13 protein-coding genes are annotated in these 15834 nt (G+C 72.7%); 5 read left to right on the top strand and 8 right to left on the bottom strand.

Annotated elements, in window-relative coordinates:
- Window positions 1-29 precede the first annotated feature (29 nt).
- A complete protein-coding gene (locus tag ACZ5GP_RS24360) occupies window positions 30-686 on the top strand; it encodes a TetR/AcrR family transcriptional regulator (protein ID WP_468752824.1) in 657 nt (218 codons plus the stop codon).
- Window positions 687-1017: 331 nt separating this feature from the next.
- On the opposite strand, the gene ACZ5GP_RS24355 is transcribed toward ACZ5GP_RS24360, so the two are convergent.
- Window positions 1018-2022 (bottom strand): SDR family NAD(P)-dependent oxidoreductase, encoded by a 1005-nt coding sequence (locus ACZ5GP_RS24355; RefSeq protein WP_468752823.1) that lies wholly within the window; start codon window positions 2020-2022, stop codon window positions 1018-1020.
- On the bottom strand, window positions 2019-3206 hold the full coding sequence (locus ACZ5GP_RS24350) for a UDP-N-acetylglucosamine--N-acetylmuramyl-(pentapeptide) pyrophosphoryl-undecaprenol N-acetylglucosamine transferase (protein ID WP_468752822.1): 1188 nt from the start codon (window positions 3204-3206) through the stop codon (window positions 2019-2021). The genes ACZ5GP_RS24355 and ACZ5GP_RS24350 overlap by 4 nt, the downstream gene beginning before the upstream one ends.
- A 64-nt stretch (window positions 3207-3270) precedes the next feature.
- Here ACZ5GP_RS24350 and ACZ5GP_RS24345 point away from each other — a divergent pair, with 64 nt between their 5' ends.
- Both ACZ5GP_RS24345 and ACZ5GP_RS24340 read left to right on the top strand, forming a co-directional pair.
- Complete coding sequence (locus tag ACZ5GP_RS24345; protein ID WP_468752821.1) at window positions 3271-4014, top strand: response regulator transcription factor; 744 nt, start codon at window positions 3271-3273, stop codon at window positions 4012-4014.
- Window positions 4011-5438, top strand: a complete 1428-nt coding sequence (locus tag ACZ5GP_RS24340) for a sensor histidine kinase (RefSeq protein WP_468752820.1) — start codon at window positions 4011-4013, stop codon at window positions 5436-5438. Before ACZ5GP_RS24345 ends, ACZ5GP_RS24340 begins: the two co-directional genes overlap by 4 nt.
- A 62-nt stretch (window positions 5439-5500) precedes the next feature.
- Here ACZ5GP_RS24340 and ACZ5GP_RS24335 read toward each other — a convergent pair whose 3' ends face one another.
- The 4 genes from ACZ5GP_RS24335 to ACZ5GP_RS24320 all read right to left on the bottom strand — a co-directional run bounded on the left by ACZ5GP_RS24335 (window position 5501) and on the right by ACZ5GP_RS24320 (window position 9562).
- The gene (locus ACZ5GP_RS24335; RefSeq protein ID WP_358583912.1) at window positions 5501-7201 is read right to left on the bottom strand and encodes an acyl-CoA mutase large subunit family protein; all 1701 of its coding nucleotides are present in this window, start codon (window positions 7199-7201) and stop codon (window positions 5501-5503) included.
- 73 nt (window positions 7202-7274) lie between these two features.
- On the bottom strand, window positions 7275-7607 hold the full coding sequence (locus ACZ5GP_RS24330) for a DUF3817 domain-containing protein (RefSeq protein ID WP_468752819.1): 333 nt from the start codon (window positions 7605-7607) through the stop codon (window positions 7275-7277).
- Between the two features lie 109 nt (window positions 7608-7716).
- Window positions 7717-8226, bottom strand: a complete 510-nt coding sequence (locus tag ACZ5GP_RS24325) for a MarR family winged helix-turn-helix transcriptional regulator (protein WP_358583914.1) — start codon at window positions 8224-8226, stop codon at window positions 7717-7719.
- Between the two features lie 10 nt (window positions 8227-8236).
- Window positions 8237-9562 carry an MFS transporter gene (locus ACZ5GP_RS24320; RefSeq protein WP_468752818.1) on the bottom strand — a complete coding sequence of 442 codons (1326 nt, stop codon included), beginning with the start codon at window positions 9560-9562 and terminating at the stop codon, window positions 8237-8239.
- Between the two features lie 142 nt (window positions 9563-9704).
- On the opposite strand from ACZ5GP_RS24320, the gene ACZ5GP_RS24315 reads away from it, so the two are divergent.
- Both ACZ5GP_RS24315 and ACZ5GP_RS24310 read left to right on the top strand, forming a co-directional pair.
- Complete coding sequence (locus ACZ5GP_RS24315) at window positions 9705-10706, top strand: ArsR/SmtB family transcription factor (protein ID WP_468752817.1); 1002 nt, start codon at window positions 9705-9707, stop codon at window positions 10704-10706.
- Window positions 10707-10763: 57 nt separating this feature from the next.
- Window positions 10764-11807, top strand: coding sequence for a glycoside hydrolase family 6 protein (locus ACZ5GP_RS24310; protein WP_468752816.1), 1044 nt, complete (start codon window positions 10764-10766; stop codon window positions 11805-11807).
- Between the two features lie 28 nt (window positions 11808-11835).
- Here ACZ5GP_RS24310 and glxA read toward each other — a convergent pair whose 3' ends face one another.
- Together glxA and ACZ5GP_RS24300 are read right to left on the bottom strand one after the other, a co-directional pair.
- Window positions 11836-13803 carry a radical copper oxidase GlxA gene (glxA, locus tag ACZ5GP_RS24305; RefSeq protein ID WP_468752815.1) on the bottom strand — a complete coding sequence of 656 codons (1968 nt, stop codon included), beginning with the start codon at window positions 13801-13803 and terminating at the stop codon, window positions 11836-11838.
- A gap of 3 nt (window positions 13804-13806) precedes the next feature.
- Window positions 13807-15651 (bottom strand): glycosyltransferase family 2 protein, encoded by a 1845-nt coding sequence (locus tag ACZ5GP_RS24300; protein WP_468752881.1) that lies wholly within the window; start codon window positions 15649-15651, stop codon window positions 13807-13809.
- Between the last annotated feature and the right edge of the window lie 183 nt (window positions 15652-15834).

The raw sequence follows: 15834 nt of genomic DNA, 5'->3' as shown, positions 1-15834 counted from the left end.
AGGCCGTACCCACCGGTATGGTCGCCGCCATGCAGAGCCGTACGCCCACCACTGCCGCCGCTGCCCGCACCGGCGGGCGCCCCCGCAGCGCCACCGCCGACGCCGCGATCCTGGAGGCGACCCGGCAGGGCCTCGTCGAGCTGGGCTGGTCCAAACTGACGCTCGGCGCCGTCGCCACGCGCGCGGGAGTCGCCAAGACGACCCTGTACCGGCGCTGGGCGGGCAAGAGCGAACTGGTCGTGGACGCCGTCGCGGAACTCTTCGACGAGTTGGAACTGCCGGACCGGGGCAGCCTGGCCGCCGACATCGAGGGCGTCGTCCTGCAGTTCGCCCTGCTGCTCGGCCGGCCCGAGACGAAGACGGCGCTCATGGCGGTGGTGGCCGAATCCACGACGGACGAGCCGCTGCGGGCCCGCATCCGGGCGTCCATCGTCGACCGCCAGAAGCGGCTGGTCCTCGCGGGGCGGGAGCGGGCGCAGGCGCGGGGCGAACTCCCGGCCGAGCCGGACGCGGACTCCGCCGGCCGTACGGCCGACCTCATCTTCGACGTGATCGCCGGTGCGGTGGTGCATCGGGCGCTGGTCAGCGCGGAGCCCGTCGACGAGGAGTGGGCCCGCCGCTTCACCCTCCTCCTCCTGAGCGGCCTCTCCGCGGCAACGACCACGTCCCTTCGGCCCGAACGCTGACCTGGCCCGCCGCTCCGCGGCGGATGCTTTCCCACCCACCCACCCGTTACCCCGCATCGGACGGTGACCGCCGGGAGGGAACGTTCGATGCCGACTGCCGGACGCACGGAGCGGCGGCCCAGGGGATGACGCCGGGCAAACGGGTGGGCGGGCGGGAAACACCCGCCGCGAAGCGGCGGACCAGGAGAAGACGCCGGGCAAACGGGCGGGTGGGCGGGAAACACCCGCCGCGAAGCGGCGGACCAGGGAAAGACGCCGGGCACCGGAGTCAGAGGCGGCGCAGGTGCCCGGAACCAGGCGCCCCGCCAGAACAGGCGCCCCGCCAGAACCCTCAGACCTGATACCGCCCCACCCCGAACAACCCGAGATTCTCGGCGACCCACACGGAGGTACGACGCAACCCCTCCCCGAGGGACACCTCCGGCACCCACCCCGCCCACTCCCGCGCCCGCCGGTTGTCGGACAGCAACCGCTCGACCTCACTCCCGGCGGGCCGCACCCGCGCCGGATCGACGACCACGGACGCCTCCCGCCCCGACGCCGCGATCAGCGCCTGCGCCAGCTCCCCGATGGAGATCTCCCGCCCGACCCCGAGGTTGACCGCGTGCCCGAGCGCCCGGTCGCACTCCGCCATCGCCACGAACCCCCGCGCCGTGTCGGTGACGTACGTGAAGTCCCGCGTGGGCGTCAGCGACCCGAGCCTGATCTCCCTTACCCCCGCGTGGAGTTGGGCGAGGATCGTCGGGATGACGGCCCGCGCCGACTGCCGCGGGCCGTACGTGTTGAAGGGACGTACGACCGTCACCGGCAGCTCGAAGGCGTGCCAGTGCGAGAGCGCCACCATGTCGGCGCCGATCTTCGACGCGGAGTACGGCGACTGCGGCTGGAGCGGGTGCGATTCGGCGATGGGCGCCGTCCGCGCCGTCCCGTACACCTCGCTGGTGGAGGTGTGGACCAGCCGCCGCACGGAGTGCCTCCGGCAGGCCTCCGCGACGTTCTCGGTGCCGACGACGTTCGTCTGGACGTACGCGCCCGGAGAGTCGTACGAGTACGGGATGCCGATCAGCGCGGCCAGGTGGAAGACGGTGTCGCACCCGGCGACCGCGTCCATCACGCGCCCCGCGTCCCGCACGTCCCCGGCGATCATCTCGACGCGCGGATCGGCGAGGAGATGCGCCAGGTTCCCCTTCTCCGCGTACGGCTTGTAGTGCACGAAGGCGCGGACCTTCGCACCCCGCGCGAGCAGCAGGTCGACGAGTGTCGACCCGATGAAGCCCTCGGCCCCGGTGACGAGGACGGTGCGGTTGTGCCACGAGAAGGTGGTGGGCGTGGTCATGCGTGCTCCAGGTGAGGGGTGGGGAGGGCGAGGCGCAGGACCCGCTCGGCGAGCAGGTCGGCGGCGCGGGCGTGCGGCCCGGGGTCCGCGGCGCCGCTCATCGCGGCGAGCCGCGCCGGGTCGGCGAGCAGCGGCCCGATCAGGGCGGCGAGCCGGTCGGCCGTCGTCTCGGCGTCGGGCAGCAGCAGTCCGGCACCCGTGTCGGTCAGGACCCGGGCGTTGTGGGTCTGGTGGTCGCCGGGCGCGTGCGGGTAGGGCACGAGGACGGCGGGGACACCGGTGGCGGCCAGTTCGGCGACGGTCGCCGAGCCCGCGCGGCACACGACGAGGTCGGCGGCGGCGTAGCAGAGGTCCATGCGGTCGAGGTAGGGGACGGCGCGGGCGACGGCGTCGCCGCCCGTCGAGGCGAGCCGCGCCTGGGTCTCCGCGAGGGCCGCCGGGCCCGTCTTGATCAGGAGGTGTACGTCATGACGTCCTCTCCCCCGCCACCGCTCCGCGAGACCGGCCGCCGCCTCGGTGAGCCGCGCCGCCCCGAGGCTGCCGCCGTTGAAGAGGACGAGCCGGGCCCCGGCCGTTACGCCGAGCGCGCGCCGCGCCTCGTCGCGTAGCCCGGCCCGGTCGAGCGCGGCCAGCGGCGCGGCGATCGGCATGCCGGTGGTGTGCGCGCGGTCGCCGCCGGGCAGGTGGGCGCGGCTGCGGTCGAAGGCCACCGCGATGTTCGGGGTGAGGCGGGCGGCGAACCGGTTGGCGCGGCCCGGTACGGCGTTGGACTCGTGGATGAGGCTGGGCAGCCCGGCCAGGCGGGCGCCGACGATGACGGGGGCGCTGGGGTAGCCGCCCATGCCGACGGCGATCCGCGCGCCCTGCTCCCGCAGGATGGTCCGGCACTGGGCGCCGGACTTGAGCAGCGCGGCGGGCAGCAGGTAGCGGCGGGCGCCGAGCGAGGGGTCGAAGGGGATCATGTCGACGGTGTGCAGGCGGTATCCGGCGTCCGGTATCAGCCGACTCTCCAGGCCCCGTTCGGTGCCGACGAAGGAGATCACGGCGCCCGGCACGGCGCGGCGCAGCGCGTCGGCGAGGGCGAGGCCCGGGTAGATGTGCCCCCCGGTGCCGCCCGCCCCGATCACCACGGAGAGGTCGGCGCGGGCGGCGGGCGCGGCGCGGCCGGAGTGAGAGGTTCGCATGGCAGTGGAGCATCACGAGGGCGTCTAAGAGGGTTTTAAGAGCCGCGTTTGGCACCGTGGGTCCATGAGCTTCACGAGCTTGACCAGCAGAGGTGGCCCGCCGGGCGCGGGTGAGCCGGTGCCGCACAAGATCCTGGTGGTGGACGACGACCCCGAGGTCCGGGCCGCCGTCGAGGACGCCCTGACGGTCGAGGGCCATCTGGTGCGCGGCGCCGTCGACGGGCATCGCGCGCTCACGGCGGTGGCCCGCTGGGAGCCGGACCTGGTCGTCCTCGACGTGCTGATGCCCGTCATGGACGGCCTCGCCGTCTGCCGGCGGCTGCGCGCCGCGGGCGATCGCACGCCGGTGCTCGTCCTGACCGCCCTGGACTCGGTGAGCGAGCGGGTGGACGGCCTGGACGCGGGCGCCGACGACTATCTGGTCAAGCCTTTCGCGCTGGACGAGCTGGTGGCCCGCGTACGGGCGCTGCTGCGGCGCGCGTCACCGGAGCCGCCCGCGGGCGACGGCGACGACCTGAGGTACGACGATCTCGTCCTGGATCCGGCCACCCGCACCGGCAGCCGGGGCGGGCGCCGCGTCGAGTTCAGCCGCACGGAGGCCGTCCTCCTGGAGCTGCTGCTGCGCAACGCCGGTCAGGTCCTGCCGCGCGAGCTGATCCAGCGGGCGGTGTGGGGCCGCGACTTCGGCCCGGACTCCAACTCCCTCGCGGTGTACGTCGGTTATCTGCGCCGCAAACTGGAGTCGGGCGGCGAGCCGCGGCTGGTCCACACCGTGCACGGGGTCGGCTACCGGCTGGGTTCCCCGTGAGCGCGCGGCGTCGGCTCGGTGCGCGCTGGCGCCGCCGCAGGCCGCTGCGCACCCGGCTCGCGGTGGCCGCGGCGGCGGCCGTGGCGCTGGTGGCGGTCGGGGTGTGCGTCGCCGCCTTCGTGGTGATCCGCTTCAAGCTGTACCAGCAGCTCGACCAGAACCTCGCCCAGTCGGCGACGCTCATCGCCCAGCAGAACCGCGACGAGGGCCCCGGCGTGCTGACCGGCCAGTGCCGGTTCCTGGGCGCGCCCGCGTGTTCGCAGATCGTCCCCGCGGACTCCGCCGAGGACCCCGGTGAGGCTTACCTGCTGCCCGTGTCCGGGGCGACGCGCGAGGTCGCGTCGGGGCGGCGGGCCCCGTACTACGCGAACTTCACGCTGCCCGGCGGGAAGCCGGGCCGGATGTACACGACCACCTTCGGCTCGGGCGAGGCGGTGCAGGTGGCGTCGCGGGCCGACATCGCCGAGCGCGGGGTGCGCCAGGCGGCGGGGCTGCTCCTCGCGGTGGGCGGCGCGGGCGTCCTGCTCTCGGCGGTCGGCGGCTACTGGGTCTCGCGCACCGGTCTGGCCCCGATCACCCGGCTCACCGCCACGGCCGAACGCATCGCCGCCACCCGGGACGCCCGGCACCGCATCGAGCTGCCACCGGGCCCGCCGAGCCGCAAGGGCCGCCGCAAGGGCCGCGAGAGCCGTACCGGTCGGGAGGACGAGGTCACGCGGCTGGCCGCCACGTTCAACACGATGCTCGGCGAGCTGGAGGAGTCGGTCGCGGCCCGCCGCCGGCTGGTCGCGGACGCCTCCCACGAGCTGCGCACCCCGCTGACCGCGCTGCGGACGAACGCCGAACTCCTCGCCCGAGCCGACCGGTTGACGACCGCCCAGCGGGAGCGGGCGGCCGGGGCGCTCGGCCGGCAGCTGCGGGAAGTCACCGGTCTGGTCAACGACTTGATCGAGCTGGCCAGGGACGAGGAGCCGCAGCCCCTGGTGGAGGAGGTGCGGCTCGCCCCGCTGGCCGCGCACGCGGTGGAGGCGGCGCGCGAGCACTGGCCCGCGATCCCCTTCACGCTCCACGTCGCCCCCGAGGCGGCGGACCTCTGCGTCCCCGGCGTACCGGCGCGGCTGTCCCGGCTGCTCACCAACCTCCTCGACAACGCGGCCAAGTTCAGCCCGCCGGGCAGCCCCGTGGAGCTGTCCCTCGGCACCACGGAGCTGACCGTGCGCGATCACGGCCCGGGCATCGCGGAGGAGGACCTGCCGCACGTCTTCGACCGCTTCTACCGCGCTGAGAAGGCCCGCGCGCTGCCGGGCTCGGGCCTGGGTCTCGCGATGGCCCGTCAGATCGCGCACGCGCACGGCGCGGAGCTGACGGCGGAACGGGCCCCGGGCGGCGGCGCCATGTTCCGCCTCGCCCTGCGCGCGCCGTAGCCCCACCCCTTACCCGGGCAGAAGACCTGGCCCGCCCGCCTTCGCGCCGCGCCCGGCGCCGGCTAGAACCCGGGCGGTTCCGTGTAGACGCCCCACTCGTCCCGCAGCACCCCGCAGATCTCCCCGAGGGTCGCCTCCGCGCGCACCGCCTCCAGCATGGGGGCGATCATGTTGGAGCCGTCCCGCGCGGCGGCCAGCATGGCGTCGAGCGACGCCCGCACCCGCGCGTCGTCCCGTCCGGCCTTGCGCTCCGCCAGCTCCCGCACCTGCTCCCGCTCGACCTCGTGGCTGACCCGCAGGATCTCCAGGTCGCCGGTGACGGAACCCTCGTGGCAGTTGACGCCGACGACGCGCTTGTCGCCCTTCTCCAGGGAGCGCTGGTACTGGAAGGCGGACTCGGCGATCTCGCCGGTGAACCAGCCGTCCTCGATGCCGCGCAGGATGCCCGAGGTGATCGGCCCGACGGGGTGCTGCCCGTCGGGGCGGGCGCGCCGGCCCCGCTCCTTGATCTGTTCGAAGATCTTCTCGGCGTCGGCCTCGATGCGGTCGGTGAGCTGCTCGACGTACCAGGAGCCGCCGAGCGGGTCCGCGACATTGGCGACGCCGGTCTCCTCCATCAGGACCTGCTGGGTGCGCAGCGCGATCTCGGCGGCCTGCTCGCTGGGCAGGGCGAGCGTCTCGTCGAGGGCGTTGGTGTGCAGCGAGTTCGTCCCGCCGAGGACCGCGGCGAGGGCCTCGACGGCGGTGCGCACGACGTTGTTGTACGGCTGCTGGGCGGTGAGGGAGACCCCGGCGGTCTGCGTGTGGAAGCGCAGCCACTGGGCCTTCTCGGTGCGCGCCCCGTACTCGTCGCGCAGCCAGCGGGCCCAGATGCGGCGCGCGGCGCGGAACTTGGCGATCTCCTCGAAGAAGTCGACGTGCGCGTCGAAGAAGAAGGAGAGCCCGGGCGCGAAGACGTCGACGTCGAGTCCGCGGCTGAGGCCCAGCTCCACGTACCCGAAGCCGTCCGCGAGGGTGTACGCCAGCTCCTGCGCGGCCGTCGCCCCGGCCTCCCGGATGTGGTAGCCGGAGACGGACAGGGGCTTGTACGCCGGGATGTCGCGCGCGCAGTGCTCCATCAGGTCGCCGATGAGGCGCAGGTGCGGCTCGGGCTGGAAGAGCCACTCCTTCTGCGCGATGTACTCCTTGAAGATGTCGGTCTGAAGCGTGCCGTTGAGCACGCCCGGGTCGACGCCCTGGCGCTCGGCCGCGACGAGGTACATGCAGAAGACGGGCACGGCGGGCCCGCTGATCGTCATGGAGGTCGTGACGTCGCCGAGCGGGATGTCCTTGAAGAGGACCTCCATGTCGGCGGCCGAGTCGATGGCGACGCCGCAGTGTCCGACCTCGCCGAGCGAGCGGGGGTCGTCGGAGTCGCGGCCCATGAGGGTCGGCATGTCGAAGGCGACGGAGAGCCCGCCGCCGCCGTTGGCCAGGATCATCTTGTAGCGCTCGTTCGTCTGCTCGGCGTTGCCGAAGCCGGCGAACTGGCGGATGGTCCACGTCCTGCCCCGGTACCCGGTGGCGTACAGGCCGCGGGTGTAGGGGTACTCCCCGGGCCAGCCGATCCGCTCGAAGCCCTCGTACGTGTCACCGGGGCGCGGCCCGTAGACGGGCTCGACCGGGTCGCCGGAGAGCGTGGTGAAGTCCGCGTCGCGCTTGCGGGCCTTGTCGTAGCGGGCCTGCCAGCGGAGGCGGCCTTCCTCGATCGCTTCAGCGTCCATACCTCCGAATTTACTAGGACGTCCTAGTAAATGTCGATGGCTGACCGCCACGGGTTGCCCGTGGCGGCGGGGATCAGGCTTTCGCGGTGAGCGGCGAGCCGTCGGCGATCAGCGGCTCGACCTCGCGGACGACCTTGCGCTCGACGAAGAACGCGGCCGTCGGGATCGTGCCGGAGACCAGCACCCACAGGAGCTTGCCGAACGGCCACTTCGCCTTGGAGCCGAGGTCGAAGGCGAAGATCAGGTAGACGATGTACAGGACACCGTGGACCTGGGAGACCACCAGGGTCAGACCCTCGCCCTTTTCGAAGCCGTACTTGGCGACCATGCAGGCGCACAGGATGAGGAGCATGACGGCGGTGACATAAGCCATCACCCGGTAGCGGGTCAGCACGCTGCTTTTCATGGATACGAGCGTAACGGCCCGTTTCGCGCGATCTTCGCCGCCCCCGCCGCGAGCGGAACCGGCGGCGCCGCCTCCTGCGGCCCCTGGAGGAGCCCCGCCCCTCCCCGCGCTACTTCTCCTCGAAGTCCCGCGCCGCCACCCGCAGCGGCCGCAGCATCGCGAAGATCTCCCCGCACTCCTCCGCGTCGTACACCCCGAGCCCGAAGTCCATCGCCATCAGCTCGCGCGTGGCGGCCTCGACGACCTCGCGGCCCTTCGGCGTGATGGAGGCGAGGGTGCCCCGCCCGTCGTTCGGGTTCGGCCGCTTGTCGACGAGGCCGGAGCGCACGAGGCGGTCGACGGTGTTGGTCACGGACGTCGGGTGCACCATGAGCCGCTCGCCGATCTTGGACATCGGCAGCTCGCCGGCCTGCGAGAAGGTGAGCAGCACCAGCGCCTCGTACCGCGCGAAGGTCAGCCCGTAGGGCTTGACGACCGCGTCGACCTCGGCGAGCAGGATCTGGTGCGCCCGCATGATCGAGGTGATCGCGCCCATGGCCGGGACCGATCCCCAGCGCTGCTTCCAGAGCTCGTCGGCGCGGGCGATGGGATCGAAGGGAAGGCTGAGCGGCTTCGGCACGCCAAAGACCTTACCCGCCGGTCATATGCTGGTCAGCCCCGTCTCGCGATTCGGTCGTATGTTCCCCCGCGCCCTCCGGCGTACGACTGAGGGCCCGCTCCCCCGGGTCCCGCGTGCGCCGCACCTCCAGCGCCAGGAGGAGACAGCAGAGGGTGCCGATGACCCCGGCACCCGCGACGACCGTGCTCACCGCGCCGAACTCGGCCGCCAGACCCGCGAGCGCCATGCCGACGCCCTGGATCGTCATGAGGCCCGCCGTGTGCACCGTCATCGCGCGCCCGCGCAGCTCCTCGGGCACGGCCTCGACGAACCACCGGTCCAGGCCGAGCGTGTACGCCGAACCGGCCCCGGCGAGCGCGAGCGCGGCCAGCGCCGGGACCACGCCGGGCGTGGCCGCGTACACGGTCAGCGGCACCAGTGTGAGCGAGGCGAACGGCAGGACGACGCGGGCCCGCGCCGCGGCGGACAGCACCGACCCGGCCCACAGCTCGCCCACGACCGTGCCCACCGGCAGGGCGCACATGAGCAGCCCGACACCACCGGCCCCGATGCCGATCTCGTCCGCATAGGGGGCGGCGAGCGCCTCCGGGGCGACCAGGAACAGGGGCGGCACCCAGAAGAGCAGCAGCAGGGCCCGCACCCGCCGGTCGCCGAGCACCTGCCGGGCGCCGCCCAGCGAGTACCGCACGAGCGCCCCGCCGCCCCGGGTGCGCGCGGGCCGCCGCCGCGTCCCGCACCGCAGCACCAGCGCCGAGAACACGAACGTGCAGAGCGTGACGGCGAGGGCGCCCCTCGGGGTCACCAGGGTGAGGAGCACGCCGCCGAGGCCGAACCCGACCAGGACCGCGCTCTGCGAGACGATCCGCAGCAGGGAGCGCCCGAGCACGAACAGGTCTCCGTCGCCGAGGATGTCGGTGAGCGTCGCCATCCGGGTGCCGTTGAAGACGGGCGCGACGAGGGCGATGGCGCAGCGCAGCGCGAGCAGCGCGGCGACAGGGGTGGCGGGCAGCGCCATCAGTCCCGCGCACCCCGCGCACACCGCGTCGCACAGGACGAGCACCCGCCGCGGCGGATACCGGTCGGCGATGCCGGCCAGCAGCGTGCCGCCGACGAGGTACGGCAGCATGCCGAGGGCGAAGGTGAGCGCGCCGAGCAGCGGCGATCCGGTCAGTCCGTAGACGAGGACGGTCAGCGCGATCTCGCTGACGACGACGCCGAGCAGCGAGAACGCGTGCGCGACGAAGACGGCACGGAACTCGGTCACGGCGAGGACCCGGAGGTAGCCGGCGGATCCGGCCGTGGGCGGGAACGGGGGCGGGGGCGGTTCAGGGGCCATGGCCGCAGCCTCACGCGGGGGCGCGCGCTGCCCTAGAGTTTCGGGCCCGGACGAATCTTCGGTGCGCGGGGACGCGTCGTGTGTCCGGGAACGCGTCGTCGGTGCCCGAAGACGCGTCGTCGGTGCCCGGGGAGGGGTTCGCGTGCCGTTCCATCTGCACTTCGGTCAGGACGACCTGCTGCGCTGCCGGTTCGCGGTGTCGCCGCTGTGGGAGACCCAGGAGGCCGTCCGCACCCTCAAGCGTCCCGAGCGCCACGCCTACCACCCGCAGTGGCTGCGCGAGATCCGCGCGGCGAGCCGGGGGATCGACCTGAGCGCGCTGTGGCTCCTGATGCCCCGGCGCGGGCACGCCCCGGACTTCCTCGGGCCGCCCCCGATCGGTCCCGCCGCCCGCTTCGACGAGGAGATCGCGGGCGTCCGCGCGACCGGCCCCGAGGCGGCGGCGGAGGACATGGCGCGGGCGCTCGCCTGTACCCCGGGCGCCGCCGCGTCGCCGAAGGGCCGGGCGCTCCTGGCCGATCCGGCGGGCGCCGTGCGGGAGCTCGCGGACGTCATGGAGACCGCCTGGCACACGCTGGTCGAGCCGGTCTGGCCGAGGCTGCGCGCGCTCCTCGAGGCCGACGTCGCCCACCACTCGCGGCGGCTCGCGGAGGTCGGCCTCGGCGGGCTGCTCCCGGAGCTGGACCGGCGGCTGTCGTGGGACGCCGGCACGCTCACCGTGGAGTGGCGCGGCGAGCATGTGCGGGATCTGTCGGGGCAGGGTCTCGTGCTGATCCCGAGCGTCTTCTCCTGGCCGGACGTGGTGAGCGGCTTCGATCCGCCGTGGCAGCCGACGGTGGCGTACCCGGTGCGGGGCATCGCGGGGCTGTGGGCCGAGCCGGCGAGCCGTACGCCCGCCTCGCTCGTCCGGCTCCTCGGCCGCGGCCGGGCGGCTGTCCTCACCGCGCTCGCCACCCCGGACACCACCTCGGGCCTGGCGGGGCGGCTCGGGCTCGCGCCGTCGTCGGTGTCGGCGCACCTGGCGGCGCTGCGGGACGCCGGGCTCCTGGTGTCGCGCCGGTACGGGCACCGGGTGATCTATACGTGCACGCCGCTCGGGACCGCGCTCAGCGCCGGGGGCGGTGTGGCACAAGAGCTTGAATAGTCCTTTGTGTCACGATTGCCGGGCTGACTGATCGTCACCGTCGCCCAAGGGGTCTGGATGCATCGGCTGCTCCGCACGTTCACCGCGCTCACGGCTCTCACCGCCATCGGGCTCACGGCGGGCTGCTCGTCCGGGTCGGGGTCCGGGGCGGACTCCGCCAGGTCCGCGGGCGCCGACGCCTCCGGCCCCTCCACCGCCCGGGCGAAGAGGGCGCCGCACTCCTTCTGGGTCGACCCCGACAGCCCCGCCGCGCGCCAGGTCGCGGAGTGGGAACGCCAGGGCCGGACCCAGGACGCCGCGGCGCTCAGACGGATCGCCGAGCAGCCCGTGGCGGTGTGGCCGGCCGGGGACGACCCGGCGCACGACATCACCGAGGCGACCCGGGGCGCGGCCAAGGAGGGCCGTACCGCCGTCCTCGTCGCCTACAACATCCCCCACCGCGACTGCGGTCAGCACTCCGCGGGCGGCGCGAGCAGCGCCGACTCCTACCGGAGCTGGGTGGACGCCTTCGCCGACGCGATCGGCTCCGCCCCCGCCGTGGTCGTCCTGGAGCCCGACGCCGTCCCGCACATCGTGGACGGCTGCACCCCGGCCGAGTACCACGCCGACCGCTACCAGCTGCTCTCCGAGGCGATCCAGCGGCTCAAGCGGCAGCCGAAGGTCAAGGTGTACCTCGACGCGGGGAACCCCGGCTGGATCACCGAGGCGCACAAGCTGTCCGAGCCGCTGCTCCAGGCGGGTGTCGCGCAGGCCGACGGCTTCTCGCTGAACGTCTCGAACTTCCAGAGCGACGAGGTCACCAAGGCGTACGGCCGCACGCTGTCCGCGACCGTCGGGGACAAGCACTTCGTCATGGACACCAGCCGCAACGGCCGGGGCCCGCTATCGGGTGGCCGCCGGGACGCCTGGTGCAACCCGCCGGGGCGCGGCCTCGGCACCCCGCCCACCGACCGCACGGGCGACCCGCTGCTGGACGCCGTGCTGTGGATCAAGCGGCCGGGTGACTCGGACGGCCCGTGCCGGGGTGGCCCGGCGGCGGGGCAGTGGTGGCCGGACTACGCCCTCGGCCTCGCGCGCAACGCGAAGAAGAAGGAGGCGTGAGCCGCCCGCTCAGGCATGGTCCGCCCGGTCAGCCCTTCGGGCCCACGTGGATCCACTTCGCCTCCGAGGACGTGCCGTCCGTGTCCGTGACGAACAGCATGTACCAGCCCGGCGGCACCAGGGCCGCGTCCCCGCGGGGCACGTCCACCGTCACCGCCCCCTTGGCCTTGGTCACGCCCAGCGCGATCGAGCGCTGCTCGACGTCGGTCGTGTGCGTGACCGCGCTCGGCCGCATGAGCCGGGCGGAGGCGATGGTCTCGGGGCGGTCGGTGCGGAACGTGGCGCGCCCGTCCGCCGGCAGCTGCTCGGGGCCGTCGGCGAGCACCGGGCGGTTCTTGCCGCCCCGGTGCAGCGCGGGCGGGGTGAAGACCTCCATGCGCTGCTCGAAGTGGCCGAGCTTGGTGTTCTGCTCGTTGTCGAAGAGCGGGTCCGAGCCGAAGGTGACGACCCGGCCGTCGGGCAGGAGCAGCGCCTCCGAGTGGTAGTTGCGGCCCACCCTCGGCGCGGCCGCCTCGCGGAAGGCGTTCTGCTTCGGGTCGTAGAACTGCGCCTTGCGGATGTTGCTGCCGCCGCGGCCCCGGTAGTCGGAGGAGCCGTTGGAGGTGAAGACCGTGTCGTCCGGCATGAGCACGCTGTTCAGGTAGCGGGTGCCCTGGGGCAGGCGCGGCCCGGTCTTGAAGGACGGGTTCTCCTCCTTGAGGTCGATCACAGCCGTGCGGCGCGTCGCCTTGTCGGATTCGCCCACGCCCCCGCCGCCCATGATCATCACCTTCTGGTCCTGCGCGGGCGGCAGCAGCACGGACGCGGACGTCTCGGTCTGGTCGGTGTCGGTCAATCCCGGGACCTTCTCGAACTTGTTCGTCCGCAGGTCCCACAGGCCCGGCTCACGGCCCTGGTCGGCGGGGCCGTAGCCGGCGTTGGACGCCGGGTAGAAGAGCTTGCCGCCCTTGGTGAGGAAGAGCGCGGGGTAGGTCGGGAAGTACCGCTTGGGGCCGTCCGTCCACTTCTTCGTCCGCGGGTCGTAGATCTCGTTGTCCCCGGGGTCGATCACGCCCACGTCGTCGAGTCCGGAGACCGCGAGCACCTTGCCGTCGTCCAGACCGACCAGCGTCGGGTACCAGCGGGCCTTCTTCATCGGGTCGACCTGGATGTACCGCTCGGCCCTCGGGTCGAACTCGTACGCCGCCTTGATGCCCTGGAAGTCCTGCTTCTCCATGTCGAGCTTCTCGGCGATGCCGTACGTGTTGTCGGCCTCCTTGCCGGTCAGGCCCTCGATCTCGTACTGCGCCGACTTCTCGTTGACCGACTGCTCGCCCGGCCGGACCGCCTCGACGAAGACGCGTGCCTCGCTCGCCTTGACCTTCGTCTTCCACGGCTGCATCACACCGGACTTGGAGTACGTGATCTCGTAGTTCCGCTTGGCCCTCGGGACCTCGACGTCGAACTTGCTGACGTACTCGATGCCGGACGGCGAGCGGAACTTGGTGCCCTTCTTCAGGAGTATGCCCTTGTCGGGGTTCTCGTTCTTCACGCGCATGCCGCCGCCGGCCCGCTCCACCTCGCCGTCGAGCAGTTCATAGCGCGCGGTGCCGCCCGCCACCAGGAGACGTCCGTCGGGGAGCTGGGCGTGTCCGGAGCAGAAGAAGTCCTCGGGGGTCTCGATCTTCTTGAACGTGTCGTTTCTCGGGTCCCACAGGACCGTGTCGAACGACCCGGCGTCGAACTTCTTCTGTTCGTTGCCCGAGCCCGCCACGATCAGCACCTTGCCGGTGTGCAGGAGGGCGGCGTGGATGGCGTTGGTACGGAACTCCCGGGGGATGTCCACCTGCTTCCAGGAGCCGTACTTCGCCTTGTAGCCGGGCCGGGAGATCTTGTACTCGTAGTACTGCTCCTCGGCGAAGGAGAGCGCCGCCGGGGCGTTCAGTCCGACGAGCAGCGCGCCCGCGCCGACTCCCATGAGTGTCTTCCTCGTACGCCTTGAGGGCCGGTAGGCCATGGCTCAGTTCCCTCCTGTCGTCGTGCCGGTCGCGAACGCCGGTTCGCCCTCGGTGTCCGGGGCGGGCTGCCCGGCCTCCAGCCGCTCCTCGCGCTCCGGACCGGCCTGCCGGGCCGCCCTGCGCTCCTTGACGACCGTGCCGATCCACACCGCGACCGGTGCCAGGGAGATGGCCATCGCGAGGACGGCCCAGGTGCGCATCGCCGCGTGCGTGTGGCCGAGCACGAAGGAGGCGGCTAGCGAACCCGCCAGGAGCACCGCCCAGAACAGGTGGATGCGGAAGGTCAGCAGCCGGTCGGGGCTCGCGTCGCCGCCCTTGGGCGTGACCACGAAGCGGCTCGGGCGGCGGACCACGGCCGCGCCGAGCGACTTGGCGTAGATGGGCGCGGAGAGCGCCGACATCGCCATCCCGGCGAGGCCTCCGGAGCCCTCCGGCTCGTGCGGGGAGACGTTGTGGCGGCGGTTCCACAGGTAGAGGCCGATCTGGAGGGCGGCCGCGTCGCTGTAGAGCATCATCCAGACGGAGGCCGCGACCTGTGTGCCGGACGCCCCGAACCACAGGAAGAGGACGCAGCTGAGGATGCCCAGCAGCCAGTTGACGGCCGTCATCGGGTAGTACACGAGCATCAGCGTGTACGAGAACAGCCGCCCGGGAGGCATGGTGAAGGGCGCCTTCCAGTACTGCTTGAAGAGCGTCTCGTAGGTGCCGCGCGACCAGCGCATCTGCTGGGTGAAGAAGTCCGTCCAGGAGGCCGGGCCCTCGCCGACGGCCAGCACGTCGGGGGTGTAGACCGAGCGCCAGTGCTTCTGGGTGGCCGGATTGCGGCGGCGGTGCAGTTCGAAGCCCGTCGCCATGTCCTCGGTGATCGAGTCGTACAGGCCGCCCACCTGGGTGAGCGCGCTGACGCGTACGACGTTGTTGGTGCCGACGAACATGGGCGCCCGGTAGCGGTTGCCCGCGCGCTGGATGAGCGCGTGGAAGAGGAACTGCTGGGACTCGGCGGCCTTGGTCACCGGCGTCTCGTAGTTGCCGTAGACCTGCGGTCCGACGACGAACGCCACGTCCGGGTCACGGAAGTAGCCCATCATCCGCTCCAGGAAGTTGGGGAGCGGCACGTGGTCGGTGTCGACGGAGGCGAAGAAGTCGTACTCCGCGTGGTGCATCGCGAGCCACGCGTTGTAGTTGCCGTGTTTGGTGCGGGCCTTGTGGGGGCCCTTGTCGCGGTTCCACTCGGGTACGCCGAGGCGGGTGAAGTGGCGGACGCCCAGCTCTTCGCACAGGGCCTTCGCGGCGGGGTCGTCGCCCTCGTCCAGGAGCCAGACGTGGAGGGGGCCGGTGTGGTGTATCCGGACGGCGCCCTCAAGGGTGGCCCGGACCATGGAGAGGGGCTCCTTGCCGGGGACGTACGTGGTGAGGAAGGCGACGCGGGTGCCTTCTTCGGGGGTCACCGGTATCGGGTCGCGGGCCACCATCGTGGCGTGCGCGATCGATATGACGTTGACCAGCATGAAGAGCTCGATCAGGCCGATCGCCACGAGCATGGTGGTGTCGAGGCCGATGAGCCAGCGTTCGCCGCCCTCGCGTTCGGTCCAGTGCGTCGGCCATACGAGGTAGACGAGCAGCAGGCCGGTGAGCAGGGGCGCCAGCGTCATCAGGAGCACGGCGCGTATTCGGTGGGGCTCACTGGAGAGGAGCTTGCGGTACTGGACCCGGTAACCGCCGTCCTCGCCGTTCTCGCCGCCGCCCGGGGGCTCGGTGAGCGGTCCGGCGAGCGTGCTGTGGGTGTCGTAGTCGTAGCCCTCCGGCTGCCGCACAGCGCCCTCCAGTGTTCTGGTGATCGAGCCGATACCCCCACAAAAGGGGAATTCCGTCGGCGTGTCGACCTGGACGCGTCCGTGCGAGGGGTTTCCGGGGAAGGAGGCTGCGGAGGGGTTTGCCCCGACGTGACCGCCCCGACGCGGCGATACACCCACCCGCCTGCCCCCACGCGACCGGCATGCCGCGGGGAAACACCCACCCGCTGCCCCTAC

It is taken from the genome of Streptomyces sp. NPDC031466, from assembly GCF_055581265.1.
The sequence above is the reverse complement of the archived record's forward strand: the minus strand, read 5'-3'. Positions and strand labels throughout refer to the sequence as shown.

Bases quoted from the DNA above. Each gene is read 5' to 3' on its own strand.
- ACZ5GP_RS24360 (WP_468752824.1), top strand. From the start codon at position 30: ATGCAGAGCCGTACGCCCACCACTGCCGCCGCTGCCCGCACCGGCGGG.
- ACZ5GP_RS24350 (WP_468752822.1), bottom strand. From the start codon at position 3,206: ATGCGAACCTCTCACTCCGGCCGCGCCGCGCCCGCCGCCCGCGCCGAC.
- ACZ5GP_RS24310 (WP_468752816.1), top strand. From the start codon at position 10,764: ATGCATCGGCTGCTCCGCACGTTCACCGCGCTCACGGCTCTCACCGCC.
- ACZ5GP_RS24345 (WP_468752821.1), top strand. From the start codon at position 3,271: ATGAGCTTCACGAGCTTGACCAGCAGAGGTGGCCCGCCGGGCGCGGGT.
- ACZ5GP_RS24330 (WP_468752819.1), bottom strand. From the start codon at position 7,607: ATGAAAAGCAGCGTGCTGACCCGCTACCGGGTGATGGCTTATGTCACC.
- ACZ5GP_RS24335 (WP_358583912.1), bottom strand. From the start codon at position 7,201: ATGGACGCTGAAGCGATCGAGGAAGGCCGCCTCCGCTGGCAGGCCCGC.
- ACZ5GP_RS24355 (WP_468752823.1), bottom strand. From the start codon at position 2,022: ATGACCACGCCCACCACCTTCTCGTGGCACAACCGCACCGTCCTCGTC.
- glxA (WP_468752815.1), bottom strand. From the start codon at position 13,803: ATGGCCTACCGGCCCTCAAGGCGTACGAGGAAGACACTCATGGGAGTC.
- ACZ5GP_RS24320 (WP_468752818.1), bottom strand. From the start codon at position 9,562: ATGGCCCCTGAACCGCCCCCGCCCCCGTTCCCGCCCACGGCCGGATCC.